At 39.1% G+C, this 24,464-nt stretch carries 27 protein-coding genes and 1 pseudogene; 18 read left to right on the top strand and 10 right to left on the bottom strand.

What is annotated here, in order from left to right:
* Positions 1-172: 172 nt before the first annotated feature.
* Positions 173-2,038 carry a cytochrome c/FTR1 family iron permease gene (locus tag ALFOR1_RS19555; protein WP_227006974.1) on the top strand — a complete coding sequence of 622 codons (1,866 nt, stop codon included), beginning with the start codon at positions 173-175 and terminating at the stop codon, positions 2,036-2,038.
* A gap of 79 nt (positions 2,039-2,117) precedes the next feature.
* On the opposite strand, the gene ALFOR1_RS19550 is transcribed toward ALFOR1_RS19555, so the two are convergent.
* Complete coding sequence (locus ALFOR1_RS19550) at positions 2,118-2,366, bottom strand: hypothetical protein (RefSeq protein ID WP_104644119.1); 249 nt, start codon at positions 2,364-2,366, stop codon at positions 2,118-2,120.
* Between the two features lie 435 nt (positions 2,367-2,801).
* Here ALFOR1_RS19550 and hisG point away from each other — a divergent pair, with 435 nt between their 5' ends.
* The 11 genes from hisG (at position 2,802) to ALFOR1_RS19495 (ending at position 11,585) form a co-directional block, all read left to right on the top strand.
* Positions 2,802-3,701 carry an ATP phosphoribosyltransferase gene (hisG, locus tag ALFOR1_RS19545; protein ID WP_008129142.1) on the top strand — a complete coding sequence of 300 codons (900 nt, stop codon included), beginning with the start codon at positions 2,802-2,804 and terminating at the stop codon, positions 3,699-3,701.
* Positions 3,702-3,706: 5 nt separating this feature from the next.
* A complete protein-coding gene (gene hisD, locus ALFOR1_RS19540; RefSeq protein WP_104644118.1) occupies positions 3,707-5,008 on the top strand; it encodes a histidinol dehydrogenase in 1,302 nt (433 codons plus the stop codon).
* Positions 4,998-6,107: a histidinol-phosphate transaminase gene (gene hisC, locus ALFOR1_RS19535; protein ID WP_104644117.1), complete on the top strand. Its 1,110-nt coding sequence runs from the start codon at positions 4,998-5,000 to the stop codon at positions 6,105-6,107. The genes hisD and hisC overlap by 11 nt, the downstream gene beginning before the upstream one ends.
* Entirely contained in the window at positions 6,104-7,165 is a 1,062-nt protein-coding gene (gene hisB, locus ALFOR1_RS19530; protein WP_058405289.1) for a bifunctional histidinol-phosphatase/imidazoleglycerol-phosphate dehydratase HisB, read from the top strand. Before hisC ends, hisB begins: the two co-directional genes overlap by 4 nt.
* Positions 7,162-7,752 carry an imidazole glycerol phosphate synthase subunit HisH gene (hisH, locus tag ALFOR1_RS19525; RefSeq protein ID WP_058405288.1) on the top strand — a complete coding sequence of 197 codons (591 nt, stop codon included), beginning with the start codon at positions 7,162-7,164 and terminating at the stop codon, positions 7,750-7,752. The genes hisB and hisH overlap by 4 nt, the downstream gene beginning before the upstream one ends.
* 33 nt (positions 7,753-7,785) lie before the next feature.
* A complete protein-coding gene (locus ALFOR1_RS19520; RefSeq protein WP_004586383.1) occupies positions 7,786-8,520 on the top strand; it encodes a 1-(5-phosphoribosyl)-5-[(5-phosphoribosylamino)methylideneamino] imidazole-4-carboxamide isomerase in 735 nt (244 codons plus the stop codon).
* The gene (hisF, locus tag ALFOR1_RS19515; RefSeq protein WP_104644116.1) at positions 8,502-9,281 is read left to right on the top strand and encodes an imidazole glycerol phosphate synthase subunit HisF; all 780 of its coding nucleotides are present in this window, start codon (positions 8,502-8,504) and stop codon (positions 9,279-9,281) included. The genes ALFOR1_RS19520 and hisF overlap by 19 nt, the downstream gene beginning before the upstream one ends.
* Positions 9,272-9,886 (top strand): bifunctional phosphoribosyl-AMP cyclohydrolase/phosphoribosyl-ATP diphosphatase HisIE, encoded by a 615-nt coding sequence (gene hisIE / locus ALFOR1_RS19510; protein ID WP_006793442.1) that lies wholly within the window; start codon positions 9,272-9,274, stop codon positions 9,884-9,886. The genes hisF and hisIE overlap by 10 nt, the downstream gene beginning before the upstream one ends.
* Before the next feature lie 119 nt (positions 9,887-10,005).
* Positions 10,006-10,536 (top strand): hypothetical protein, encoded by a 531-nt coding sequence (locus ALFOR1_RS19505; protein ID WP_104644115.1) that lies wholly within the window; start codon positions 10,006-10,008, stop codon positions 10,534-10,536.
* A gap of 2 nt (positions 10,537-10,538) precedes the next feature.
* Positions 10,539-10,724, top strand: coding sequence for a DUF1289 domain-containing protein (locus ALFOR1_RS19500; RefSeq protein ID WP_104644114.1), 186 nt, complete (start codon positions 10,539-10,541; stop codon positions 10,722-10,724).
* 63 nt (positions 10,725-10,787) lie between these two features.
* Complete coding sequence (locus ALFOR1_RS19495) at positions 10,788-11,585, top strand: glycosyltransferase family 25 protein (RefSeq protein ID WP_104644113.1); 798 nt, start codon at positions 10,788-10,790, stop codon at positions 11,583-11,585.
* Between the two features lie 620 nt (positions 11,586-12,205).
* Here the strand turns inward: ALFOR1_RS19495 and ALFOR1_RS20630 are convergent.
* The 4 genes from ALFOR1_RS20630 to ALFOR1_RS19480 form a co-directional block, all read right to left on the bottom strand.
* Positions 12,206-12,331, bottom strand: a complete 126-nt coding sequence (locus tag ALFOR1_RS20630) for a hypothetical protein (RefSeq protein ID WP_269459764.1) — start codon at positions 12,329-12,331, stop codon at positions 12,206-12,208.
* Between the two features lie 46 nt (positions 12,332-12,377).
* Positions 12,378-13,196 carry a M56 family metallopeptidase gene (locus tag ALFOR1_RS20585; RefSeq protein WP_232007060.1) on the bottom strand — a complete coding sequence of 273 codons (819 nt, stop codon included), beginning with the start codon at positions 13,194-13,196 and terminating at the stop codon, positions 12,378-12,380.
* An 11-nt stretch (positions 13,197-13,207) separates the two neighbouring features.
* Positions 13,208-13,588, bottom strand: a complete 381-nt coding sequence (locus tag ALFOR1_RS19485; RefSeq protein ID WP_058550288.1) for a BlaI/MecI/CopY family transcriptional regulator — start codon at positions 13,586-13,588, stop codon at positions 13,208-13,210.
* 258 nt (positions 13,589-13,846) lie between these two features.
* Positions 13,847-15,118 carry an O-acetylhomoserine aminocarboxypropyltransferase/cysteine synthase family protein gene (locus tag ALFOR1_RS19480; RefSeq protein ID WP_104644112.1) on the bottom strand — a complete coding sequence of 424 codons (1,272 nt, stop codon included), beginning with the start codon at positions 15,116-15,118 and terminating at the stop codon, positions 13,847-13,849.
* 364 nt (positions 15,119-15,482) lie between these two features.
* On the opposite strand from ALFOR1_RS19480, the gene ALFOR1_RS19475 reads away from it, so the two are divergent.
* Together ALFOR1_RS19475 and ALFOR1_RS19470 are read left to right on the top strand one after the other, a co-directional pair.
* On the top strand, positions 15,483-15,791 hold the full coding sequence (locus ALFOR1_RS19475; RefSeq protein ID WP_104644111.1) for a hypothetical protein: 309 nt from the start codon (positions 15,483-15,485) through the stop codon (positions 15,789-15,791).
* Positions 15,792-15,914: 123 nt separating this feature from the next.
* The gene (locus ALFOR1_RS19470) at positions 15,915-16,568 is read left to right on the top strand and encodes a hypothetical protein (protein ID WP_104644110.1); all 654 of its coding nucleotides are present in this window, start codon (positions 15,915-15,917) and stop codon (positions 16,566-16,568) included.
* 86 nt (positions 16,569-16,654) lie between these two features.
* On the opposite strand, the gene ALFOR1_RS20580 is transcribed toward ALFOR1_RS19470, so the two are convergent.
* Positions 16,655-17,077: a group II intron maturase-specific domain-containing protein gene (locus ALFOR1_RS20580; RefSeq protein ID WP_227006963.1), complete on the bottom strand. Its 423-nt coding sequence runs from the start codon at positions 17,075-17,077 to the stop codon at positions 16,655-16,657.
* A gap of 171 nt (positions 17,078-17,248) precedes the next feature.
* Positions 17,249-17,470 carry a hypothetical protein gene (locus tag ALFOR1_RS20575; protein ID WP_232007058.1) on the bottom strand — a complete coding sequence of 74 codons (222 nt, stop codon included), beginning with the start codon at positions 17,468-17,470 and terminating at the stop codon, positions 17,249-17,251.
* Here ALFOR1_RS20575 and ALFOR1_RS19460 point away from each other — a divergent pair.
* The 4 genes from ALFOR1_RS19460 (at position 17,459) to ALFOR1_RS19445 (ending at position 19,604) form a co-directional block, all read left to right on the top strand.
* Positions 17,459-18,028: a hypothetical protein gene (locus ALFOR1_RS19460; protein WP_227006961.1), complete on the top strand. Its 570-nt coding sequence runs from the start codon at positions 17,459-17,461 to the stop codon at positions 18,026-18,028. The genes ALFOR1_RS20575 and ALFOR1_RS19460 overlap by 12 nt on opposite strands.
* A 37-nt stretch (positions 18,029-18,065) precedes the next feature.
* Complete coding sequence (locus ALFOR1_RS19455; RefSeq protein WP_373864947.1) at positions 18,066-18,692, top strand: Vat family streptogramin A O-acetyltransferase; 627 nt, start codon at positions 18,066-18,068, stop codon at positions 18,690-18,692.
* A 32-nt stretch (positions 18,693-18,724) separates the two neighbouring features.
* Positions 18,725-19,240: a hypothetical protein gene (locus ALFOR1_RS19450; protein WP_131692512.1), complete on the top strand. Its 516-nt coding sequence runs from the start codon at positions 18,725-18,727 to the stop codon at positions 19,238-19,240.
* Positions 19,241-19,352: 112 nt separating this feature from the next.
* Positions 19,353-19,604: a hypothetical protein gene (locus ALFOR1_RS19445; protein WP_104644106.1), complete on the top strand. Its 252-nt coding sequence runs from the start codon at positions 19,353-19,355 to the stop codon at positions 19,602-19,604.
* Positions 19,605-19,631: 27 nt separating this feature from the next.
* Here the strand turns inward: ALFOR1_RS19445 and ALFOR1_RS19440 are convergent.
* The 3 genes and pseudogenes from ALFOR1_RS19440 to ALFOR1_RS19430 form a co-directional block, all read right to left on the bottom strand.
* A pseudogene (locus tag ALFOR1_RS19440) lies at positions 19,632-20,236 on the bottom strand (S46 family peptidase); the annotation flags it as partial.
* Between the two features lie 62 nt (positions 20,237-20,298).
* The gene (locus tag ALFOR1_RS19435) at positions 20,299-22,389 is read right to left on the bottom strand and encodes a bifunctional diguanylate cyclase/phosphodiesterase (protein ID WP_104644105.1); all 2,091 of its coding nucleotides are present in this window, start codon (positions 22,387-22,389) and stop codon (positions 20,299-20,301) included.
* A gap of 180 nt (positions 22,390-22,569) precedes the next feature.
* Complete coding sequence (locus ALFOR1_RS19430) at positions 22,570-24,357, bottom strand: M61 family metallopeptidase (RefSeq protein WP_104644104.1); 1,788 nt, start codon at positions 24,355-24,357, stop codon at positions 22,570-22,572.
* Positions 24,358-24,464 lie beyond the last annotated feature (107 nt).

Below are 24,464 nucleotides of genomic sequence, written 5' to 3'. Positions count from 1 at the left end.
TTGTTATAGTTTTAGCCAATAGCCACGCTTTAGTTCAATCTACTTGAAATGCAAATGAAAACGATTATAATTTTTGACTTTTCCTCTTCAGGGCTTTTCAATGTCCATAAATAATTCTCACGTATTTTTTAAATTATTGTCGTTAAGTAAAAGACAGTTTAATTTTATTTTCATGGTTTTAATTATCACTGTTGTGAGCTTCAATGCTTTGGCTTTAGAAAGTGAACAAACAAAAATTAAACAAATTGCTCAACTTTCTGAATATGTAGGGGTAGATTACGTTGCCGCTGTAGGTAATGGAGAAATACTGGACCCTGATGAATATCAAGAAATGAGCGAGTTTTCACACGTTATTCTTGAGCAAGCAAGTCAGCTTTCAAGTCAAACAACTAAATTTGATACCGTAAAAGTACAAGCAAAAGCCTTGCATACAGCGATTTCTAATAAAGCGAGTGTAGAAGATGTACGAAAGGCGAGTTCTTCACTTCGCGAATCACTACTTGCTTTTATGCCTCAGTTATCTTTACCAACAACACTTCTGCCAACCGAGCAAACAAAAGCACTCTTTGCTGCTAATTGTTCTATGTGCCACGGCGCAAGTGGGCAAGGTAACGGGCCGCTTGCTAAAAACCTAACACCAGAGCCAACCAATTTTACTGACAAAGAACGCGCAACCAACCGTTCGCTAATGGGCTTATATGATGCTGTAACAAATGGCATTAACGATACACCTATGGTTGCTTTTACACAGTTTAATGAGCAGCAGCGTTGGTCATTAGCCTTTTATGTAGGAAGCTTAGCATTCAAAGATGTACAAAAACCCGAAGGGACTTTTGAAAGTGTTACAGCTTCACAAATTGTAAACTTAAACCCGGCACAATTATCGGCAGGTCAAAGTGATGCACAAGCACATTACGTTAAATGGCTTCGTGGTAACCCCGCGCAATTATTTACCGGTAACAAAAATCCGATAACAGTTACTCGCACGCAGTTACTTGCAGCGCAAGCCGCGCATGCTAAAGGCAATTACTCTCAGGCGAGTGATTTAGCAATTAGCGCATACTTAGATGGCTTTGAGCTTGTTGAAAACAACTTAAATGCTTACGACGAAACTTTGCGTAAAAACATCGAAGTACAACTGATGAACCTGCGCCAAACATTCAAAAACGAAAAAGATACAGTCGTCGTTGCCGAAAAAGTAAATGCGGCGTTAGCTCAACTAGCTAAAGCAGATAGCATGCTGAACGAAACCAAACTAACTGATGGCGCACTCCTCTCAGCAAGTTTAGTTATATTGCTACGCGAAGGTTTAGAAGCACTATTAGTTGTTATTGCGTTGATGACTGTACTTATAAAAACGCAGCGCCAAGATGCGCTTAAATACGTTCATATAGGCTGGGTTATGGCACTCATTGCTGGTGGATTAACATGGGCCGCAGCGCAAACATTAATACAAATAAGTGGTGCAAGCCGCGAAGTTATGGAAGGTGCAGGCGCCCTATTTGCAGCTATTATTTTGCTATATGTTGGCGTGTGGATGCACAGTAAAACCAGTGCACAACAATGGCAAAAATACATAAAAGACAATATTGATAAGCGTCTTGAGTCGGGTACATTATGGGGATTAGCAGGGCTTTCTTTTATTGCCGTATACCGTGAAGTTTTCGAAACGGTATTATTTTATCAGTCGTTATTAACGCAAAGCTCACAAGCGCAGTATTCATCGGTGGCTATTGGATTTGCATTGGGTGTCGCTTTATTAGCGCTTATTGCATGGGTGTTAGTTAAATATTCGATTAAGTTACCTATTGCTAAGTTTTTTGCTTATACAACTTACTTATTATTTGCACTTGCCTTTGTATTAATGGGTAAAGCTGTAATTGCATTACAAGAGGCTGATATAGTTGCTATAAGCTCAATGCCGATAAACTTTGATATTGCACTACTTGGTTTAAAATCTACGTGGCAAGGTTTTATAGCGCAAATTGCTGTTGTAGCCATATTTAGCTTTTACATTATTAAAGCTAAAAAACACTAACAAATATATTAGGCGTAAAGAACAACACGCCCATAATAGTAAAAAGTCATTCGTGGCTTTTTACTATTATTAATTCAGATCATGCCCACGTATCTAAATGTTTATTCCCTTCATCATCTACGGTAATCGCTTTTTCATTATCGGTTTTTACGCTTTTGTTGCCCTGAGCTGTTTCTAATCGTTTTTTATTTAGCGTTTGTTTTTTTTCATTTTCCAGCTTAATTTTTTGTGTTTGCGGCGTATTTTGCACACCCGCAATGTGAAAAGCGCCTTTTGGCTCGAGTTCGAGTCGTGATATTTTCCCTAAAAAAGGGATCATTATATCCATACGTTTCTCCCTAACGTTAATTTACTAAATTAGATAAAACGGCTAATAAGGCCTGGTTTGTCTACATTTTAAACATTAAAACAGCAAAAAGTGAGGTTTTGCTTTCAATATTATCGACTGTTATAAGATATGCTTTAATTAGGTAAAAAAAAACTTGCCTTAACAAGGCGGTTTATGTTTTTATGAATGCGAAATTTATTGAAACAGATTAAAGCTTAACGCTCACTAAATAGCGCTAAGCAAAATAGGATATAAAAATGCGCTTAAACCTGACAACAGTACATCATCACCACCATTCACCGGAATAACCTGTCAGGTCTTTCGCTGAGAGGTTATTCCTAAAAGGAACCTCTGGCGATTCAAAACACATTGATTCATTTTCGCCCTGAGGTTCCCCTCGGGGTTTTTAGTTTTTAAATTAAAGGAAAATGAATAATGAATAACACAAATCGTCTACGTATCGCCATCCAAAAAGGCGGTCGCCTGTCTAAAGATTGTCAAGATCTACTAAAGCAACTAGGTGTTAAATTAAACCTACGTGAGCAACGCTTAATTGCACACTCAACCAATATGCCAATTGACGTACTTCGTGTGCGCGATGACGATATTCCGGGCTTGGTAATGGACGGTGTATGTGATTTAGGTATTGTTGGCGAAAACGTGCTAGTAGAAGTTCAAGCAGAACGTGAACGCCAAGGTGTACCAAGCGAAGTTAGCAAACTAGCTAAACTAGATTTTGGTTACTGCCGCCTTGCACTTGCATGGCCACAAGAGCTTGGCCCTCGTGATAAGAGTTGGTTTGAAGGTAAGCGAATTGCTACAACCTACCCAGAAATTTTAACGCAGTGGTTAAAGCGCGAAGGCATTAATGCAAGTACTGTAATGCTTACAGGGTCAGTAGAAGTTGCCCCACGTGCAGGTCTTTCTGATGCAATTTGTGATTTAGTTTCAACCGGTGCAACACTTGAAGCGAACGGCTTAATTCAAGGTGATACAATTTTAGAATCAAACGCGTGTTTAATTCAAAATAAAGACCTTCAAGATGAAGACAAACTAGCGCTAATCAATAAGCTTATGCCGCGCCTTCGTGGTGTTAAACAGGCTAAAGAAAGCAAATACATTATGCTACACGCACCAAAAACTAAACTTGATGAAATTTGCGAAATTTTACCAGGCTCTGGCCAACCTACTCTACTTGCACTTGCTGGTAACGAAGAGTACGTAGCGCTTCACATGGTAAGCAGCGAAACATTATTTTGGGAAACAATGGAGCAGCTTAAAGCCCTAGGCGCTAACTCTATTTTAGTAATGCCAATTGAAAAAATGATGGAGTAAGTACCATGCTTCGTTGGAATGAGGAATCTTCACAAGTACAAGCAGCGGCGCTAATGCGCCCTGCGGTTTCTGCCAGCGCAAAGGTTGAAGCTATATGCCAAACAATTATGAGCGATGTGAAAGAGCAAGGCGATAAAGCCTTACTTGATATGGCTAAAAAGTTTGATAATAGAGCTACCCCTCGTTTACGTGTACCGCTTGATGAAATAAACGCATCAGAGCAAGCACTAAGCGCAGAGCTTAAATACGCAATTGACACCGCTTATGCAAACGTTAAACGTTTTCACGAAGCGCAATTGCCTAAAGATATTAAGTTATCAACCCAACCTGGCGTTGTATGTGAACTGAAATATCAGGCCATCGAAGCTGTGGGTATTTATGTACCAGGTGGCAGTGCTCCACTGCCATCATCTGTTATTATGCAAGGTGTACTTGCACAATTAAGTGGTGCTAAAACCGTCGTACTTGCAACCCCTGTGCAAGGTGATGAAAGCATTAACCCTGCGATATTATATGCAGCTAAGTTATGTGGCATTACAACTTTAATTGAAAGTGGTGGCGCAGGTGCAATTGCCGCAATGGCCTACGGCACTGAATCAGTGCCTAAAGTGAACAAAATTTTTGGCCCAGGTAATAGCTTTGTAACGATGGCAAAACAGCTTGTTGCGCAAACAATTCCTGGTATGGCAATCGATATGCCAGCAGGCCCCTCTGAAGTATTAGTAATTGCAGATGAGCGTGCAAATCCAGAATTTATAGCAGCAGATTTACTCTCGCAAGCTGAGCACGGCGGCGACTCACAAGTTATTTTATTGTGTAACAGCGAAAGTATCATTGAGCAAACGCAGCAGGCACTTACACGCCAGCTTGCAAACTTAAGCCGAAAAGAGACAGCCGAGCAAGCTCTGGCTAATTCATCACTTATTTTAGTGGACTCTGTTGAGCAAGCATTTGACGTATCAGCGCAATACGGCCCTGAGCACTTAATTTTGCAATTAGCAGATTCAACACCTTATTTAGATAAAGTAAAAAATGCAGGCTCTGTATTTGTAGGCGACTACACGCCAGAGTCAGCGGGCGATTATGCATCGGGTACTAATCACGTGTTACCTACCTATGGTTACAGCGCAACGTATTCAAGTTTAAACTTGCTCGATTTTTTCCGCACTTACACTGTGCAAACTATTAGCAAAAGTGGCTTAACACAGCTATCAAAAGCTATTTTACCATTAGCAGATGCAGAAGGCCTTGATGCACACGCAAATGCGGTTTCAATTCGTTTAGAGGCAATTAAAAATGAGCAATGAGAGCGCACAAGCGACAAGCTTATTACCACAAAATATTGCAGCACTTGCTGCCTATAGCTCTGCTAAAAGTGAAAAGCTAACAGGGTCAACTTGGTTAAACGCCAACGAAAGCCCTTATACTAAAAACCTTGAACTGAGTATTGAAGATTTAAATCGCTACCCAGACCCACAGCCGCAACTGGTTATTGACCGCTACGCTGCGTATGCAGAGCTTGAAAGCGAAAACGTATTAATGACGCGCGGCGCCGATGAAGGCATTGAGCTTTTAGTACGCACTTATTGTGAACCAGCTAAAGACAGCATTGCGTTATTTTTACCAACATACGGTATGTACAAAGTTACGGCTGATACTCATAACGTTGCCATTAATAGCCTAACGCAAGCGCTATTACTTGATGGTAGTGTAGATGAAATAGTAAAGGCTGTGGGCAACTCGAAACTGGTGTTTATTTGTAATCCAAATAACCCAACAGGTAGCCTAACACCTCTTAATAAAGTAAAGGCAATTGCTACAGCGCTTGCGGGAAAAGCACTGGTAATTGTTGATGAAGCCTATATTGAATTTTGCCCAGAGCAAAGCGCCACAGCACTTATAAACGAATTTAGTAATGTAGTGGTACTACGCACATTATCTAAAGCTTTTGCACTTGCAGGCCTCAGAACTGGCTTTACGCTTGCACAACAAAGTGTACTGGCGCCAATTCGTAAAGTGATTGCGCCGTATCCGGTATCTGGCGTAGTGGCAAGTATTGCTGCGCAAGCAATTGCACCTGATGCAATTACATCAATGCGCCGCCAAGTGACTATTTTAAATAGCTTAAAAGCTAAACTTGTACAGTGGTTAAACGCCTCCCCCGCTGCATTAAAAATTCTCACTGGTGAAGGTAACTTTGTTACCTTAAAATTAGCCAACAAAAACTACTTTAAAGTAGCACTTGAGCAAGGTTTAGTAATGCGCGCGTTTACCCTATACGGTGAAGACGATTGGCTACGAATTTCAATTGGTAGTGAACAAGAGCTAGAACAAGTAAAAATTTGGTTAGATGGCTTACAAACGCCGGCTACCACAGCACCATTAGCAGGAAACGAAGTATCATGAGTAACCCCTATTTATTTATTGACCGCGACGGCACCATAATTGAAGAGCCAATTACCGACAAACAGGTAGACAGCCTTGAAAAGCTTGCCTTTTTACCAGGTGTTATCCCGGCTTTATTACAATTACAAGCCGCCGGTTACCGTTTAGTGATGGTATCGAATCAAGATGGCTTAGGCACAGACAGCTTCCCGACTGCTGACTTTGACATAGCCCAAGATAAAATGATGGACATAATGCAAAGCCAAGGCATTAGCTTTGACGAGGTATTAATTTGTCCACACTTTGACGAGCAAAACTGTGATTGCCGTAAACCTAAAACAGGTTTATTAACTGAACTTATGCGCTCTGGCAAAGTTGATTTAGCTCGTTCATATGTAATTGGCGATCGCCAAACAGATATTGGCCTTGCTCAAAACTTATGTTGTGAAGGCATTTTGTATGATGGCAGCTGGCCTGCCATTGTTACAAAGCTTACAACTGCCAATCGCGAAGGCCGTGTTACCCGTAACACCAAAGAAACCCAAATTGATGTAGCCATAAACCTAGATCAGACTAAAAATGGCAGCATAGATACTGGCCTTGGCTTTTTTGATCACATGCTTGATCAAATTCGCACGCACGCCAACATTGGTTTAAACATTAAAGCGAAAGGCGATTTACACATAGACGAGCACCACCTTGTTGAAGATATTGGTATTGCCCTAGGTGTTGCACTTAAACAAGCGCTTGGCACTAAATCGCAAATAGCGCGCTATGGTTTTGCACTGCCAATGGATGAATGTAAAGCAGAGGCACAAATTGATTTATCGGGCCGCGCTTCATTTGTATTAAACGCTAATTTTAGCCGCGAAAAAGCTGGCGATTTAGACGTGCAAATGGTTGAGCACTTTTTCAAAAGCTTAAGCGATAATGCCGCTATTAGCCTTATTTTATCGGTAAGCGACGGTAACTGTCATCACCAAGTAGAAGGCTTATTTAAAGCGTTTTCACGTGCCCTTCGTATGGCAGTAGCACAAGACACGACCCAACAAACAGCCAGCTCTAAGGGATGTTTATGATTGCAATAATTAATACCGGGTGTGCCAATATAAATTCAGTTCGTTTTGCCTTTGAACGCTTAGGGCAAACGCCAACAGTAATTACCTCGCCAGAGCAATTAAAAGGCTTTGAGCGTGCTATATTACCAGGTGTTGGCCATGCATCTGTTGCCATGAAACGCCTTGTAGATAACGGCTGGCAACAAGCTATAAACGAATACCAGCGCCCACTTATGGGAATTTGTTTAGGTATGCAGTTACTGTGCGAAAGCACCGAAGAAGGTAACGTGCAGTGCTTAGGTAAAATACCAGGGCAAGTAAAAGCCCTTGATGTTGGTAGTTTAACGTCGCCGCATATGGGTTGGAATAACTTAAGCATTAATAAAGAGCATGCACTTACTAAAGGGTTAACACAAGACGAGCAAGTGTACTTTGTACATAGCTTTGCGCACACTGTAAACGACGCAACACTTGTAAGCGGCGAATACGGCCAAACCTTTTCAGCTATAGTTGCTAAAGACAACTACGCTGGCATGCAATTTCACCCAGAGCGCAGTGCAAAAGTAGGCACCCGTTTATTACAAAATTTTGTTGATTGGCAGCTATAAACTGCCCATTAACCAACAATAAAGAGATTATTTGTGATTATTCCAGCATTAGACGTATTACAAAATCAAATTGTTCGTTTATATCAAGGTAAATACGACACCGCTCAGTTTTACCCTTTTGAGCTTGGTGCACGTTTAAAAGAATACGCCGACAGCGGCGCAGGTAAATTGCACCTTGTAGATTTAGAGGGCGCACGCGATCCGAGTAAGAAGCAGTGGCAACATATTCAAGCCGCAACTAAAGCGCTTAATGTACCGTACCAAGTGGGCGGCGGTATTCGCTCAGAGCAAGATGTAAGTGATTGGCTAAAAGCCGGTGCTAACCAAGTTGTTATTGGCTCAATGGCGGTAGAAAAACGTGAGCAAGTAAAAGCCTGGATTGAACAATTTGGCGCAGAGCACTTTGTTATTGCCCTTGATGTAAATAAAACAGCCACTGGCTGGGCACCTGCTACGCACGGTTGGTTGAGCGAGTCAGAGTTTGGTTTACTTGAGCTTGTTGATTTTTATGTAAGCTTGGGTGTTATTGACTTTTTATGTACGGACATCAGTAAAGATGGCACCATGACTGGCCCATCGTTTGAGCTTTATGAAGATTTAACTCGCCATAACAGCAGCATTAAAGTGCAAGCTTCGGGTGGCGTGAGCTCACTTGATGACATTAAAAAGCTTAAAGAGCTTGGCGTAGGCGGCGTTATTTTAGGTAAATCACTGCTTGATGGCGCATTTAGTGTTGAGGAGGCGTTGGCATGTTATCAAAACGCATAATCCCGTGTTTAGATGTAAAAGACGGCCAGGTAGTAAAAGGCGTTAAATTTAAAGGCCACGAAATAGTGGGCGATATTTTAACAATGGCAAAAGCATACAGCGATGCCGGCGCCGATGAACTGGTTTTTTATGAAATCAGCGCAAGTGTTGAAAAACGCCTACTTGATGTAAATTGGGTAGAGAGCATTGCCCGCCACATCGATATTCCATTTTGTGTGGCTGGCGGTATTAAATCGGTAGCCGATGCAGCACGTGTACTAGAGCGTGGTGCCGATAAAATAAGTATTAACAGCCCTGCTATTGCCCGCCCTGAGCTTATAAAAGAGCTACACGATGAATTTGGTAAGCAATGTGTTGTTGTAGGTATTGATAGCTTTTACGATGAAGTGACCGGCGAATACTTAGTGTATCAATTAACCGGCGATCCTAATGCATCAAGCCGTACACGTTACAAAACCGAGGAATGGGTTAAACGCGTACAAGACTTAGGCGCAGGCGAAATTGTTTTAAACTGTATGAACCAAGATGGCGTACGTAACGGTTACGACAATGAGCAGCTAAGTAAAATGCGCGCATTATGTGATATTCCTTTAATCGCATCTGGCGGTGCAGGCAGTATGCAAGATTTTGTTGATGTATTTAAACAAAGCGAAGTCAATGGCGCATTAGCAGCAAGCGTTTTTCACAAAAATGTGATTAACATTGGCGAATTAAAACAATTTTTAACCGATAACCAAGTGGCAGCAAGACTATGCAAGTAACACAACAAAACCAAACTCAAGTAGATTTTGCTAAAAGCGAAATGATCCCTGCGATTGTTCAAGATGCTCGCTCTGGTGTTATTTTAATGCAAGGCTTTATGAACAGCGAAGCACTAAAGGCGACGCTTGAAAGTAACAAAGTAACCTTTTACTCGCGTTCAAAGTCACGTTTATGGACCAAAGGTGAGTCATCAGAAAACTACTTAAATGTAGTATCGGTGCATACCGATTGTGACTACGACTCAATTTTAGTACTGGCTAATCCAGAAGGCCCAACATGTCACTTAGGCACACAAAGCTGCTTTGGTGATGACGCTAAACCTAGCCTAAGCTTTTTAGCGCAATTAGAAGATGTGATTGTTGAGCGTAAAAACGACGACCCAGCAAAAAGCTACACCGCTTCATTGTTTGCTAAAGACTTAAGCCGTAGCTGTCAAAAAGTGGGCGAAGAAGGCGTAGAAGTAGCGCTTGCTGCAATGAAACACGATAACGATGAACTTACTAACGAATCGGCTGATTTAATTTATCATCTTACTGTATTATTACAACGCCAAGGCTTAGCCCTAGAAGACGTTGTAAAATGCCTGCAAGGTCGCCATAAATAACGCGTGCTAAAGTAAGTTAAAAAGAGGCTCATATTTTATGGGCCTTTTTATTTTCCCTTTTAGTTGAATAAATGATGTGTGTTATAGTGCATGGCTCAATTTATCGGTTACTGTGAACTATGAAAAACTATATTATCCTTCTTATTATCGTGTTTATTTTAGCGGGCTGTACAAGCAAAACTAATCAGACTACAACCAAAGCTACTACAACGAATCAGTCTGTAAAAACCACAGTAACATCCAATGAATGTAGCACCATAAACAGCCTAGTAACCGGTTATGAATCTGAGTTTGACTCAATAAAAACAGATAAAGTAAATAACCAGTTCACTAACCAATGGCGCACTAATACTCATTTAATAGGTTCACGTTGTACTGTTACTTTAAATAAGTCTGAGCAAGTAAGTTACCAATGCCAAACACCTATAAAAACACAAACACATGCAGTAAAGTCGCATCAAACACTTGTTAAGCAATTACGCCAATGCCTATCAAAAACAGGTTGGTTTGAAAGCCAAAAAGAAACAGCAAGTTCAATTTACAGCTCATTTGTACTTGATACTAAAAATCCGGTTATTACACTTTCTACAATTCAAGAAGGTAATGGGTTTTCTACTCGCTTTGAAATTGCTCCACCGTTAGGATTTTAATAATGCGAAAAACGAATAAAAACACACCTAAATTAAAAAGCGACTGTTTAGGTATATGTGAACGTCGCAGCGGTTATTGCACTGGGTGCGGTCGAACTAATGAAGAAATATTTGATTGGATCATTCTCTCTCAAGATGAAAAAGACGCAATTTTAGCGCAGCCAAGAGCAGACTTAAAAAAGCCATAAATTTGCCACTGCCATGTAATACAGCCTTCTTACTATAAGTAAAAAATGTAAGAGGCATTAGGTATGGCAGCAATATTTGTAATTAATTTGGCACGATCAACCAAGCGTTTAATACAAACCACAGAGCGGCTATCTGCAGTTAAATTAGCGTTTAAGCGTATAGACGCTATTGATGGTAATAACTTAACTGATAAACAAAAATACCTTCATTACAACCCACAACTAAACAAACAAAAATACCACTACGCACTTAGCAATGGTCAAATTGGCTGCTATTTAAGCCACCGTAAAGCATGGCAAAAAATAGTTGATGAAAAATTAAAATACGCGATTGTGCTTGAAGATGATTTTTATATTGATGAGTCTATTCATGATGCGATTAAAAATATTGAGCAGCTAAACCAGCCTTGGCAACTTATTAAACTTGCAGCTTATGAAAACCGCACACGCCCTATCGCCTATCAGCACAGCCTTAATAACCACCAGCAGTTAGTAATACATAAAAAACTAATGACCGGCTGCTGCGCTACAGCAATAAGTTATGAAGGTGCAAAACAACTACTTAAAGCCACAGCCCAATTTGGTCGCCCTGTAGATTGCGACTTGCAACATATATGGGAAACACAGGTTAATGGTTTTTCACTTATGCCATACCCAATTAAGCAAGACGCCAACATAAAAAGTGATATTGCCAGCCGCACAACTAAAACACGAATTAAAAAAGCATTTTTGCGGCGTAAAACACAGCAAATTAAAAGCTGTATTTTTAATAAGGTTTACACAAGCGCCTTTGTAAAAAAATTTAAACAGAATGAAACAGGAGCCTCAAAGGCCCCAAGTTTAATTACTCAACGCTTATAACATCCTTAATAGTTGAGAACCTGGTAAGCCAGTTTGCGGTAATAACGCGGGGGTAACTGCAAATACGTCTGGAATTTTACTTTTAATTTCGTTCATCTTTTTGCGGTTATTTTGTTTATCATAAACATAGTATTTAAGGATATTTCCGTATACATCATCTTTTGCATCAACCTGATCTAGGGTTTTTAATGCCTTATCGTAATCAGCAAGGTAAATGTATGCTAGTGCTAAGTTATCAGCAGAGCCAACATGTAGTTTCCCTTCAAGCTGTTTTGATAAATCTTCAAGCTCTACAACTGCAAGCTCATAACGCCCTAGTTGTATATACGCGGTTGCTAGTGAATTTTTTAAAAAGTAAGGCGGGTTACTACCAGGCTCATACCATTTTTCGTAAGCACTCAGTATATCTTCATATTGCTCAAGTTTAGAGTAAACGTGATTTAGCAGCCTAAAGCTTTGTAGTTTGATTTCAGCTTCTTCAAAACCTGTAAGTTTATCTCTACTTAAGTGCCATTGTTGAATGCCTTGCGCAGCTTGGTTTAACAGTTCAGTGTTATCACTTTTTGCCCCTGCTGCACTTTTAAGAAGTTGTGCAAGTTGTTGATTATAAGCTTCACTTTTTACAGGTACCTGAGAAGTTTTACTACTTGCTGTTTACTACCCGTAGTACCATCTACAATTTGCGCTGCAGCTAAAGCACTAAAAGACATTGCCGCCGCAACCATAACCAAATATTTACTTTTCATTGTTTTTTCCTTGTTTAACATTTTGATCCTCTGAATATTAAAACTCTTAGAATGAGCAATATTCAAAAGTGGGGGGGGTAAAAAAGTTAGGCGAGCTTTTAGCACTTTGCTTTTGTAGCAATAAACTTGCTAAATCCAATTGGTATTTACCTTTTAGCTTTTGCATACACAACTCATCACAGCTAAGTTCGAGTTGCTCTCGCGCCAAACCAGTTAACTTTGAGCAAATAGGATTCCACCAAAAAACGCTTTCTATAAAACAAATAAGCCACGTCCAATAAATATCACCTTGTTGTAAGTGCGTAACCTCATGTTGAATAACTGAATTTAATTCTTCACGATTCATCATCGACGACTCTAACCAAATAACAGGCTTTATTAACCCGGTAGCAAAAGCTGGCTCTGTATGGGTTGTTAGCCTAATTGGGTACTGATTTTTGATGTGTTTAAGTTCAGGACTTGGCTTTGAGTTAATGTATAGATTTTTTATAAGCTTTACATATAAGCCCATACGTAATAAAAACAATCCAAAACCAGCTAAAACTAAAACCATAAAAACATTACTAAGTGATGGCAATAAGTGCCATATATCCATATCGCTTTGTAATTCGTCCTTAGTTGCTACTTGTTCAGCGTTTGGTATTAATGCTTTAACATCGGGAATTAATTGCGCCACGTTGAATGTGTAACGATTTGTCCCTTCAAATAACGGTATCTGGGAAAAGTACTGCCAAGGGACAAACCAACATGCCAACGCAGTCATTAAAATGTAAAAGTTTAATCGTGCTGGGGCATTTTTTAGCCATTTTACAGTAAGCAAAATACATAAGCTAATAAGTGTGCAAGTTAGTAAATAATCCGTCATTACCCTCTCCTTTAATCTAACTTTTTATTTTTTAAAAGCGTTTGTAAGTATTCTATATCGTCATCATTTAGCTTTTCTTCTTTGATAAAGTGGGCAATTAAACTACGAGAATTACCTTTAAAAAATCGTTGCATAAAACTAGGCATAGCTTGCTCCGATAATGTGTCTTGAGTAACTATTGTTCTAAAAACAATAGCTCGCCCTTCATGTCCACAGCGCTCAATCGCTCCTTTGTGTTCTAACCTATCTACAATAGTTTTAACTGTTGTATAGGCTACTTTTTTATCTTTTTGCTTATCAGCTAAAAGCACTTTATGTAGTTGACTGGCGGTACAGGGTTCTTCCTGCCAGAGCAGCTGCATAATATCCATTTCAAAATCACTAAGTTTCATTGTCGCTCCTAATACTACATTTGTAGTTGTACTGTTACAAATGTAGTAGTAAGTAATCTTAGTGTCAATACAAAATTGTCATATGAATAAAAAACAAACGGTAGAAATATAAAAGTCTTAAGAAGGTTTTATAAAAAAGGTAGATAAAATAAAGAGGTATACTTATTAATCGATTTTAGAAAAACATAAAAAACGATAGTTTATTTTCAACTATCGCTTTTTATGCTTTAAAGGTTTTTATGAAAGGTAGTGAGGTAACTATGCTTTATCGAGCGCTTGGCTTACATCGGCAATTATGTCTGCAATGTTTTCAATACCAACCGACAAACGAATTAAATCAAGACTTACGCCTGCATTTGCTAATTCTTCATCGTTTAATTGGCGGTGTGTGGTAGACGCTGGATGGCACGCAAGCGACTTTGCATCGCCAATATTAACTAAGCGTAAAATCATGTTTAGTGCATCAATAAAACGAGTACCCGCTTCAAGGCCACCCGCAATACCAAAACTTAAAATACCCGATGCTTTACCACTGGTAATTTTTTGACTCATTTCGTTATACGGGCTTGATTTAAGCCCTGCGTAATTAACCCAAAGCACTTTTGGATGATTTTCTAAATATTCAGCTAACTGCTGTGCATTTTCGCAGTGGCGATCCATTCTTAAGCCTAAGGTTTCAAGGCCGATTAAAATGTCAGATGCGTTTTTAGGGGCAAGCGCTGCGCCGGTATTTCTAAGTGGCACTACTCTGCAGCGACCAATAAATGCAGCTTCAGCAAAGGCTTCGGTATAAACCACATTGTGATACGACGGATCGGGCTCGTTCATCATTGCAAAACGCGTGGCATTCGCTTTCCAATCAAATTTACCTGAGTCGACAATCATGCCGCCAATAGCAGTACCGTGCCCGTTTATATACTTTGTCAGTGAGTGAACCACTATATCGGCGCCCAGCTCAAATGGGCGGCATAAATACGGCGTAGCCACGGTATTATCAACTATAAGCGGCACACCTTTGCTGTGTGCAATACGTGCTAAACGCTCAATATCAACAATATTACCTGCCGGATTACCAATAGATTCACAAAAAACAGCACGGGTATTGTCGTCAATGGCATCCTCGAATGCGCAAAAGTCATCAGCCTTAATCATACGCGCTTCAATACCTTGCCTAGGTAATGTATGTGCAAATAAATTATACGTGCCGCCATATACTTGGCTGGTGCTCACAATATTAGTACCTACTTCGCACAAACATTGAATAGCATACGTAATAGCCGCCATCCCAGAAGCAACAGCCAGCGCACCAATGCCCCCTTCCATTGCAGCAATACGTTGTTCAAGTACGGCATTGGTTGGGTTCATTATACGGGTATAAATATTTCCAGGTACTTTTAAATCAAATAAATCGGCACCATGTTGCGTGTTATCAAACGTGTACGATGAAGTATGATAAATAGGCACCGCGGCAGATTTTGTCGTAGCCTCAGATTCGTAACCGTGGTGCAGTGCTAATGACTCTAATTTCATAATTATTTCCTTAAATTAATTTACCACTAAGCTAGCACTTCTTGGTTATAAAATGCACATGAAATATATTATAGGATGTTGAGGTGGTTTGATTTAAGTTAAAGACAACTCAGAGCGATTACCGGTCATTGAGATATGCTTAATATCGTCGTTAATTGATTAGTTTAACTGCTCTTTGCGCATATATTCACGAAAATGAGCGGTGAGCGCAAATTGATCTATTTAACTTAACTCAAATATTTTAGAAAACTTAGTGATAGTAATACCTTAGGTTATTTGTTAAAACTATATAGAGTAGACAAATGAGCGTTTAGTCGGCAGAAATATGCGCGATGAGCGCACTATTAAATTGTTAGGAGTCAGGATGGAAACTGATAATACAGTGAATTGTTGTAAGCACGGTGAACAACAAGCTACTTTTGTGTGCCAGCATCTCATGGATAGTATGACAACGAAGAACAAAGTAGGTTACAACTCAGCACCAGAATCAGACGACAACAAAAGACCAGATGCTTGGTGCAATCAATGTGAAGTTAAAAGGTTAGAATGTGGTGGTGACTGGAATGAAGAGTCTGAAGCATTCGCGAACATAAAGTTACTTTGCGGCTGTTGCTACGACCAAGCGAAAGTAATCAACACCTCTAATAAAAGTTGGTGGAAGTTTTGGCACTGACACCTAACAAAAAAATTAAGTCACTCACTTCGTTCGCTGGGACGCATACATGCGGGGCGGCTTCGCCATTATGCCCCACATGCCTGCGCCCCTTATTTAAGGGTTATGCGAAAAGGAAGAAACGTGAAGCTTAGAGAGTTTTCACTTTGGGCATATAAACTAGAGCTGAATGATTCAAGGGCTTTCACACTTGAAAACAGGTGTGTTTGCGCTCATTTTGAAAGGCACTTTAAGAGCCTAGAGGAAGATAATATATACAGGGTAGTCATTAAACTAGGTGAGCCTGATCAACGAGATGGAACCACAGAAGAAAGTAGCTCCGTTCTAAAGTTTTACTCTAATTTCGATTTCGATCATTTTTACAAATTAAAAGGCATTGAAAGAAAAGAGTTTTTACTTAGCACTCTTTATACAGCTCTTTTAAAAGTCTGTGAGCTAAAAGTCTGGGATATAGAGCCTTTTAAGCAAGCATATCGAAGAGTCATTGAAGATAAATTTGATAATTCATATGAGGTTAGCACTAAAAATAACCGTGCCAGGAGTATGGCGGCGAGCTTGAATGCTCAGCATACTGAAGAGCAGTTCAACTTAGTCATTATCGTGAAAAATAATGATGGCAAAGTTATATTCGAAAGGCAGGTTCTATCAGAAGAGCCAGATGAGTTTTTATTCAACGGTCAAATTGGCAACTTAAAATGGACTTCCAATGACATTTTAACTTATATAGCTAAAGACAAAAGTGTCATTGAAACAATGAATTTAAGTCCTAATGGTTAACTGTATAAAATCGCATAATCGGGTAGCCGGAGGTCTCTAACCTCCAGCCCCCACACCACCCATCATGCGGGTCCGCAATGGGCGGTTCATTTCCCGTAATGAATATTGATCCAAATATCTCTCAATGACACTAAACCTTGTGACGCTAAGTAATCATTACCTAGCGCAATGTTAATTCCTTTTGTTTTTGAGCTTCTACAAGGGCCTTTACTGGTGATACCACAGGCTATGGCGAGTCGTTCGCTAACACCCAATTTCATTAAACTGCTTACTTTGGTGCGAGGTTTACGCCATTGCCGCCAGTAGCACATTCTTATCCTACGGCGGATCCAATGATCTAAATCCACCGTTAGCTGATAAGCGTTGGCTATCAGGTAGTAGTGTCCCCAGCCGCGTAAATACTGCGTGAGTTTATGAATTTGTAGGGTCATTGAGATCCCCCAGTTGCGGTTAGTGAGCTCTCTTACATTTGCTTTAAATTTCTTTAGCGCCTGTTCGTGGTTCTGCACTTGAGCGTAACGGAATGTAAACCCGAGAAATTTCGAGCCTGATACGGGACCGACTCGACTTTTCGATTCATTCACTTTGAGTTTTAATCGGTTAGTGATAAACGCAGTAATGTCCCGTTGGATTATTAGCCCTTCGCTTTTCGTTTTTACTAAAATGATTATGTCATCAGCCTAACGTGCAAACTTAAGGCGTTTGTAGGTTAACTTCTTATCTAATTCATCGAGTAAAATGTTGGAAAGCAAAGGGGATAATGGCCCACCTTGAGGATCTCCCTTGGTTGACTCAAACCACAGACCAGTTTCGCGTTCTGCTACCCTTGCTCGCAGATATTTACCGAGTAGGCGCATGAGTGCTTTGTCTTTGATTTTACGAGCAACACGATGCATCAGCATGTCATGGTTTACTTCATCAAAGAACTTAGTCATTTAGTATTGCTACTAAGTTCGACTTTCACAGCAGGGAGCTTCGCTAACGTATGCTCAAGTGATGAGCTTATTCAAATCAATAATTATATTTATGACGTTAAGAACCTATCAAAAAGTTATCACTCTGCTGATCGAATAGATGAATATCATGATTACTTAACTGCAATGGAAAGGTATAAGAAATCAATTCCAGAGTGGAATGATAAACAAGCCTTAATTAACGCGTTCAGTTCTTCCTTAATTCTGTACCCTGCTTTTTACCAAGTTTCTTCTGTTACACACGTTAAAATGCAACGCACAGAAAACCAAACCTCTTTGACTTTAAAAATCAATCGCAATGAAGCTAAGGGAGTTGATTCGTTAAGTGTGTCTTTTAACCCAACAAATAATAAGATAATTGGTGCACTATTTTATTCTGATGAAAAGTTTGAGAGCGGAGATATATGCAAAAAAGAAATGGGACTAGAGTATATTCAAGCTAACAAGCAAATGCAGCCGACGCCAAACAACGGCTCGACTGATTAGCGCGTTAAATGTCACAAATAGTAAGGAGTATGATTTGATTGGTCCAAACCCAAATAATAAAGAGCCAATGAAAGGATTTCCACAAGTTGGATATCTTAAAAATTATATTAAAAATGAAAATATAATAGTAGGCGATTACACATATTATGATGATCCCGACGGTCCTGAAAATTTTGAAAGTAATGTTCTGTACCACTTTCCTTTTATTGGAGATAAGTTAATTATCGGAAAATTTTGCGCTATTGCAAAAGATGTAAAATTCATAATGAATGGCGCAAATCATAAAGCTTCTGGTTTCTCTACTTATCCATTTTACATTTTTGGTAATGGCTGGGAAAAGTCGATGCCTAAAGAAGGTGAGTTACCATTTAAAGGCAACACCGAAATTGGTAGTGATGTTTGGATTGGTTATGAAGCAACAATAATGCCTGGAGTTAAAGTTGGCCATGGAGCTGTGATTGCGAGTAAATCTGTCGTTACTAAAGATGTTCCTGCTTATAGCGTTGTTGGTGGTAATCCTGCGCAAATAATTAAACATAGATTTGAACAACCAGTTATTGATAAATTACTTCAACTAGCATGGTGGGACTGGACAGCAGATAAAATCACATTGAACCTTGAGGCTATTGTTGGAGCTGAAATTTCAAAACTGGATGATGCCTAATGACACTTAACAAGCTAATGAACAAGGAAGATATGCGTAAATTTCTAGCATTGGATAAAAAAGATCAAACATATTTACGTGAAAAATTTCCAGATCTTGATAAGTTGTGTGCTGTGGAAGAAACCGATGCATACACTTACATGGCGGTTTCAGTTTTCGATCGTTGGTTGGGAGCAGAAGACTCAATAAAATACTTATCCGATGTTTCTGAAGAGGAGCAACAAAGTAGAGATTCAAAGTTCGTTAAATTTGCGAAGCAACTAATCGAAAATACCGAAGTTTTAAACTTTACATTCAAAGGTCGTTGGAGTTCAGCCAAACCGCAGTTTCGCAAATTTAGATCAGACACTGCTAAAGCAAGTTATCTAATGTGCGCTCAGCACAATGTAGATAGTAGTCATTTTTATAAATTGGTGTTGCCTGAGTTAGAAGCTGTGTATTTTGAAAGCTGGGACGACACCAATGTTTTCTATTTACGTAATCCTACGCATGCAGATAAAATTGAAAAATGGGCTAATGAATGTGGCTTATACCGTCTAAACAGGTAACTTAACAAGTCGGTAAAGCAGGACAAATAACAGTTGGCTTTTGCTCCTGCGTCGCTAATTTTAACCAACAATTTTTTCCTCTGATTGAGGCGTTAGCAGTACAAGGGAAGATATGAGTAAATCCGAAGAAAAAGGAGCATCTACATTTGTAAGAGTATTAATTTCAATATTCTGCTTCCTTTTAGCCGCAATGGTACTTTTTAATTATGTTGTAGTTGAGCCAAAAGGTGAGATTAATAACGGTATTGTTTTTCTATTATTTCTATTGCTGGTTCTCGTTTTGGCAGAGTCGTTTGATAACTTCTCCCTATGTAAGCTCGTCTCAATTACACGGGAGGCAAAAAAAGCGCTTCCTTTGCGGTAAGCGCCCTTCTGTTGTCTCACTAATTACTTATTTTACGATTGTCATTTCGTCTAACAAGTTTTGTGCATTATCTACTTTATCCATTACCCACAACATATAGCGTGAATCAACGTGGATTGAGCGATTAAGCTCAGGGTTGTAATCCCAGTCACCAATAATACTTTCGTAAACACCGTCAAACAGTAAACCAACAAGCTCTGCTTTACCGTTAAGTGTTGGCGAGCCTGAGTTACCACCAGTAGTGTCTACATTAGATAAAAAGTTAACGGGCACTGTATTCATGCCACCTGTATAGTCACCGTAAAGTTTGGCTTTAATTTGCTCTTGTAACTTTTTAGGTGCATTAAATGGGTCAACACCAGTGTTTTTAGCGAGTAATCCTTCAAGCGATGTAAAGGGTGTTGCTACCAAGCCATCTTGAGGTGAGTAGCCGCCTACGGCACCATAGGTTACACGTAATGTGCTGTTGGCATCGGCGTATACAGGTTTGTTTTTAGCTTTGTTAAGCGCAATGATTGCGCTCATTAGCTCTGGCGAGCTGCTTGTAATTTACCTGTAAGTGCTTTTGGTTTATCTTCCTCAGCTTTCGATACTTTAAAGATTGCTTTGGCGTACTGCACAAATGGGTCTTGCTTTGACTTAGCTGGCCAAACGATTGCTAAAATAGTGAATTGTTACAATCGAGTGTTTAATCTTACTTTTTATCAAAATTCATCGAAAAATCAAGAAACTGTTCTGCTGGTATTGGTTTACTAAAATAGAAGCCTTGCATAAAATCACAACCCAATTCGTTCAATAAAGTATGCTGCTCTTTTGTTTCTACACCTTCGGCAACAACTGTCAGTCCTAAGCTGTGCGACATGGCAATAATTGCCTTTACGAGATTACAATCTTCATTGTTTAGCACAATGCCATCAATAAAACTTCTATCTATTTTGAGTACATTAAAAGGGTATTCTCTCAAATAACTCAATGACGAATAACCTGTACCAAAGTCATCCATTGATAAGTAAATGCCTAACGCTGTAATTTCGGTCAGTATATCAACAACATTTGTGTGGCAACTCATCAATACTCCCTCAGTTATTTCAAGCTCTAAACTTTCGGGATTTACGTTTGCTTCACTCAATGAGTTTTGAATAAAACTGAGTAGTCCTACGTCTCTAAATTGGCGAGGAGATAAGTTAACAGCCATTGTATATTTTTGTTGGCGTTTACAGGTACTTTGCCATGTGTTTAAAAAGTGTAAAGCTTGGCTAATTACAAACTTGCCAATAGGTACAATTAATCCTGTATTTTCGGCAATAGGTATAAACTCATCAGGTGTTACATTACCTAACACAGGGTTATGCCAACGTAATAACGCTTCTGCACCAATGATGTGTTTATTTTTGGCGTCAAATTGGGGCTGGTAGAATAGCTCGAATTCATTGCGTTCAAGGGCGTCACGCATCTGCTCTTCTATTACTAGTCGGCGCTGAATAATTACATTCATTTTTTTAGTAAAAAATGAATAAGTATTACGACCATATGATTTTGCTTGATACATTGCTGTATCGGCATTTCGTAATAAATCAGCAACTGTTGTACCATTTTCAGGATATATGGCTACACCAATACTCGCTGTAAGTATGTGCTCTCGGCCTTCAACTTTAAAAGGGGCTCTAAAGTTATTAAGCAGTTTTTCAGTAATTTTTAGCGCTGCATGGTGATCAGTTATACCTCGTAGCAATACGATAAACTCATCTCCACCTAGGCGCCCTACCGTGTCGTCTTTTCGAAGTGCCTCTTGCAGCCTCTGCGCTGATTCAATTAAAAGTTTGTCTCCTGTTTCATGGCCTAAAGAGTCATTTATTTTTTTAAAGTCATCTAAATCCAAAAACAGTACTGCCGCTTTCTCGTTATTTCTTTGTGCTTCAATAAGTAATTGCGACAAACGATCAAGTGCTAAAAAACGATTTGGGAGTAAAGTTAGACTATCGTAATACGCTTGATGTCTAATTATTTCATCTGCTTTATGCTGTTCTGTAATATCTCGAATAATAACCATTAACTGATTATGTTCTGTTATTTTATTTATTCTTGCTTCAAAAAAAACGAGCCCATGGAGCAAAGCTAGCTCGTATTTAAAGCTCATCATCTGCTCTTTTTCTAATACAAGGCTGATATAAGTTTCAAATTTTTTGGCTACTTCCTCAGGTAATACATCTCCCATCTTTTTACCAATAAACTGCTTTGGCTTGGTATAAAGATCGGTTTCATTGCTCGCATGATACTCTAGGATAGTTCCATCATTTTCCATCAAGAAAAATAAATCAGGGATTGCCCCAAAAATGGTTTTTAGCATATCCTCATTAAATGAAGCCTCTGCTTGTGCTTTTTTCACATCCGACAAATCGATATCAATACAGTACATTTGTTTTGTATTATATTGATTTGTAAACATAACATGGCTGGAAAAAACCGATACGTTGTTTCCATCCTTGTCTTGTAAGATAATTTCAGATGCTGGAATTTCTATATCTTTTTTTACCCAATCACTGTGCGCTTCAATAACAAATTCACACATTGGCTCTGGAATTATAAGATCTTCTATTTTTTGCCCTATGGCTTCTTCTTTGGTATAGCCATAAAGTCGCTCACTGCCTTCATTCCAATAAATAACACGACGTTCATTGTCATAACCTTGAACAGAAATAACATTTACTGCATCAAATAACTGATGCAAATAGTCGTTAATTACAAATTGATGGGTTAAGTTTGAAGTCGGGTTATCTGATTTCATTTTGAGGCTATATCCATAATAATTTTATTTAATAATAGAGAAATACTAAATAATAATTAGATTTAACTTTAATGTTAAATTTCCATATACATTTTATACGTCATTATGCAAAACAAAAAAAGAGCCGAAGCTCTTTTTTTAATGGTAGTTATTTATATTTAAACACTATAAAAACTGAGTTTAATTTTTTGTCACATCATTTGGATGTTCCACGCCAATCCATGCTTTAAATAGTGCTTTTTGCTCAGGTGTTGCCTCTTTATCAGCAACTACTTTTTTAGGTTTATCGTAATTTTTAGATAAAACTAACGTTAAGCTTTCAAGTTTATCTCGACGAATATAATCAATTGTCACCTTATCGCCCGCATTAAATGTTTCTAGGCTACTTTTTAGATCTTTGCCTACATGTTGCTTGTTAATAGCAACAATCTTGTCGTCGGTTGTTAAACCCGCCTGCCATGCACTACCACCGCGTTTAACGTAGCTAAGAGTTAACAGCTCGCCTGTGTTTTTAGCCGTTGCATCAATGCTTGCAACTACTTTAGCTTTTTCAGGACGCTCAAGTTTTAAACCAACCTTAGCAAGTAGCTCATCAAAGTTAATATTTGCTGGAGAGTCTACATTTTCTTCCCACCAGGTTGAATAATCACGGCCGGTTAGATTTTCTAAAATATTTAGCACATCAGTTTGTGTAAAGCCGGCAGGCATCTTATGGTTGTTATAAAGTGCCTTATGTACGTCGCGGTAACTAATTTTACCTTGGCTTTTTTCAAGTAAGTCGATATCTAAAGCTAATGAAAGTAACGAGCCTTCTGAGTAAATATTGGTGCTGTAGTTACGTGCGTGATCGCCACCTTGATTAATCCATTTATCAAAGCTTGTTTCACTTGCACTTTGTACTTCTCGACCTGGTGTTTGTAAGTGTCGATTAATAGTTTTACTCATCACTTTAAAAAATTCGTCGGTTGTTTCTATACCCGAGCGAACTAATAAGTGATCTTCAAAATAACTTGTTGAACCTTCTGCAATCCAAAGCAGTTTTGAATAGTTCATATTAGTGTAATCGTAAGGCACCAAACCTTGAGGGCGGTATGCTTTAACATTCCACGTATGAACAAACTCATGCGCAGCGGTGCTAATAAATGCTAGGTAATCTTCGCGGCTACCAAATCGGTCACGTGGACGTTGAATAATTGTTGAGTTTAAATGCTCAGTTGCACCACCAGCACCCGACGTAGCGTGTACCATAAATACATAACGTTCATAAGGGTAGCTATCCCAAATTACATTGCCTGTAGCCACTAATTTTTTTAAATCACTTAGCATTAAATCTACATCGTAGTTACCATCACCCCATACCACTAAATCATATTCTCGATTATCTACTTCAAAAGTATGTAGTTGGTTAATACCCGTTTCGATAGGTGAATCTACAAGCACATCATAATCGGCCGCTTTAAAACTATTTTTCCCTTTTAAATTATCCATCCCCGATACAGAGCGCCACTTTTTAGGCACGTCTAAATTAACGGTTACTGGCTCTTGGCGAAATGATTCACTAAACATAAAAAAGCCTGACGCATCTATAAATGCATGGCTGTCGTCAATGTGACGTGCACGCTTACCAAGCTCATTTGCATACACTTGATAATCTACGCTTACTTGAGTTGGTTCAGTTAAATGAACTCGCCACGTACTGTGATCAATTTTTTCCCATTTTAGTGCTTCACCATTATCACCTTGTGCTTTGAAATAACGTACACCATTGGCTAGGTTAAGCATTTCATAGCGACCCGTGCGCCACGCAGGAAGTTTTATATCAAGATGTGCTTGCGCTGTTTTTGGAAACTCTACACTTACATCACCTAAATGATGTTGTGGCTGCGATATGTTTAAAGAATAATTTACATCGGCAAATACAGGTGCTGAACACGCAGCTAAAATAGATAGGGCTAATAACTTTTTCATAGAGACTCTTAGTGGAAACTTAATTACCTATAAGACTAACAAGCCCCTATTTAAAAGTGAATTAAATACGACAAATTGCCCTGTATACGAGTTTATACGTACTATGA

The sequence above is a fragment of the Pseudoalteromonas carrageenovora IAM 12662 genome, from assembly GCF_900239935.1.
Taxonomy (GTDB): Bacteria; Pseudomonadota; Gammaproteobacteria; order Enterobacterales; family Alteromonadaceae; genus Pseudoalteromonas; species Pseudoalteromonas carrageenovora.
Note: the sequence above shows the minus strand (reverse complement) of the source record. Positions and strands in the feature narration are given on the sequence as shown.

Excerpts from the sequence above, each read along its gene's own strand:
- ALFOR1_RS19555 (WP_227006974.1), top strand. The coding sequence starts at position 173 with ATGGTTTTAATTATCACTGTTGTGAGCTTCAATGCTTTGGCTTTAGAA.
- ALFOR1_RS19550 (WP_104644119.1), bottom strand. The coding sequence starts at position 2,366 with ATGGATATAATGATCCCTTTTTTAGGGAAAATATCACGACTCGAACTC.
- hisG (WP_008129142.1), top strand. The coding sequence starts at position 2,802 with ATGAATAACACAAATCGTCTACGTATCGCCATCCAAAAAGGCGGTCGC.
- hisD (WP_104644118.1), top strand. The coding sequence starts at position 3,707 with ATGCTTCGTTGGAATGAGGAATCTTCACAAGTACAAGCAGCGGCGCTA.
- hisC (WP_104644117.1), top strand. The coding sequence starts at position 4,998 with ATGAGCAATGAGAGCGCACAAGCGACAAGCTTATTACCACAAAATATT.
- hisB (WP_058405289.1), top strand. The coding sequence starts at position 6,104 with ATGAGTAACCCCTATTTATTTATTGACCGCGACGGCACCATAATTGAA.
- hisH (WP_058405288.1), top strand. The coding sequence starts at position 7,162 with ATGATTGCAATAATTAATACCGGGTGTGCCAATATAAATTCAGTTCGT.
- hisF (WP_104644116.1), top strand. The coding sequence starts at position 8,502 with ATGTTATCAAAACGCATAATCCCGTGTTTAGATGTAAAAGACGGCCAG.
- hisIE (WP_006793442.1), top strand. The coding sequence starts at position 9,272 with ATGCAAGTAACACAACAAAACCAAACTCAAGTAGATTTTGCTAAAAGC.
- ALFOR1_RS19505 (WP_104644115.1), top strand. The coding sequence starts at position 10,006 with ATGAAAAACTATATTATCCTTCTTATTATCGTGTTTATTTTAGCGGGC.
- ALFOR1_RS19500 (WP_104644114.1), top strand. The coding sequence starts at position 10,539 with ATGCGAAAAACGAATAAAAACACACCTAAATTAAAAAGCGACTGTTTA.
- ALFOR1_RS19495 (WP_104644113.1), top strand. The coding sequence starts at position 10,788 with ATGGCAGCAATATTTGTAATTAATTTGGCACGATCAACCAAGCGTTTA.
- ALFOR1_RS20630 (WP_269459764.1), bottom strand. The coding sequence starts at position 12,331 with ATGAAAAGTAAATATTTGGTTATGGTTGCGGCGGCAATGTCTTTTAGT.
- ALFOR1_RS20585 (WP_232007060.1), bottom strand. The coding sequence starts at position 13,196 with ATGACGGATTATTTACTAACTTGCACACTTATTAGCTTATGTATTTTG.
- ALFOR1_RS19485 (WP_058550288.1), bottom strand. The coding sequence starts at position 13,588 with ATGAAACTTAGTGATTTTGAAATGGATATTATGCAGCTGCTCTGGCAG.
- ALFOR1_RS19480 (WP_104644112.1), bottom strand. The coding sequence starts at position 15,118 with ATGAAATTAGAGTCATTAGCACTGCACCACGGTTACGAATCTGAGGCT.
- ALFOR1_RS19475 (WP_104644111.1), top strand. The coding sequence starts at position 15,483 with ATGGAAACTGATAATACAGTGAATTGTTGTAAGCACGGTGAACAACAA.
- ALFOR1_RS19460 (WP_227006961.1), top strand. The coding sequence starts at position 17,459 with ATGCATCAGCATGTCATGGTTTACTTCATCAAAGAACTTAGTCATTTA.
- ALFOR1_RS20575 (WP_232007058.1), bottom strand. The coding sequence starts at position 17,470 with ATGCTGATGCATCGTGTTGCTCGTAAAATCAAAGACAAAGCACTCATG.
- ALFOR1_RS19450 (WP_131692512.1), top strand. The coding sequence starts at position 18,725 with ATGCGTAAATTTCTAGCATTGGATAAAAAAGATCAAACATATTTACGT.
- ALFOR1_RS19445 (WP_104644106.1), top strand. The coding sequence starts at position 19,353 with ATGAGTAAATCCGAAGAAAAAGGAGCATCTACATTTGTAAGAGTATTA.
- ALFOR1_RS19435 (WP_104644105.1), bottom strand. The coding sequence starts at position 22,389 with ATGAAATCAGATAACCCGACTTCAAACTTAACCCATCAATTTGTAATT.
- ALFOR1_RS19430 (WP_104644104.1), bottom strand. The coding sequence starts at position 24,357 with ATGAAAAAGTTATTAGCCCTATCTATTTTAGCTGCGTGTTCAGCACCT.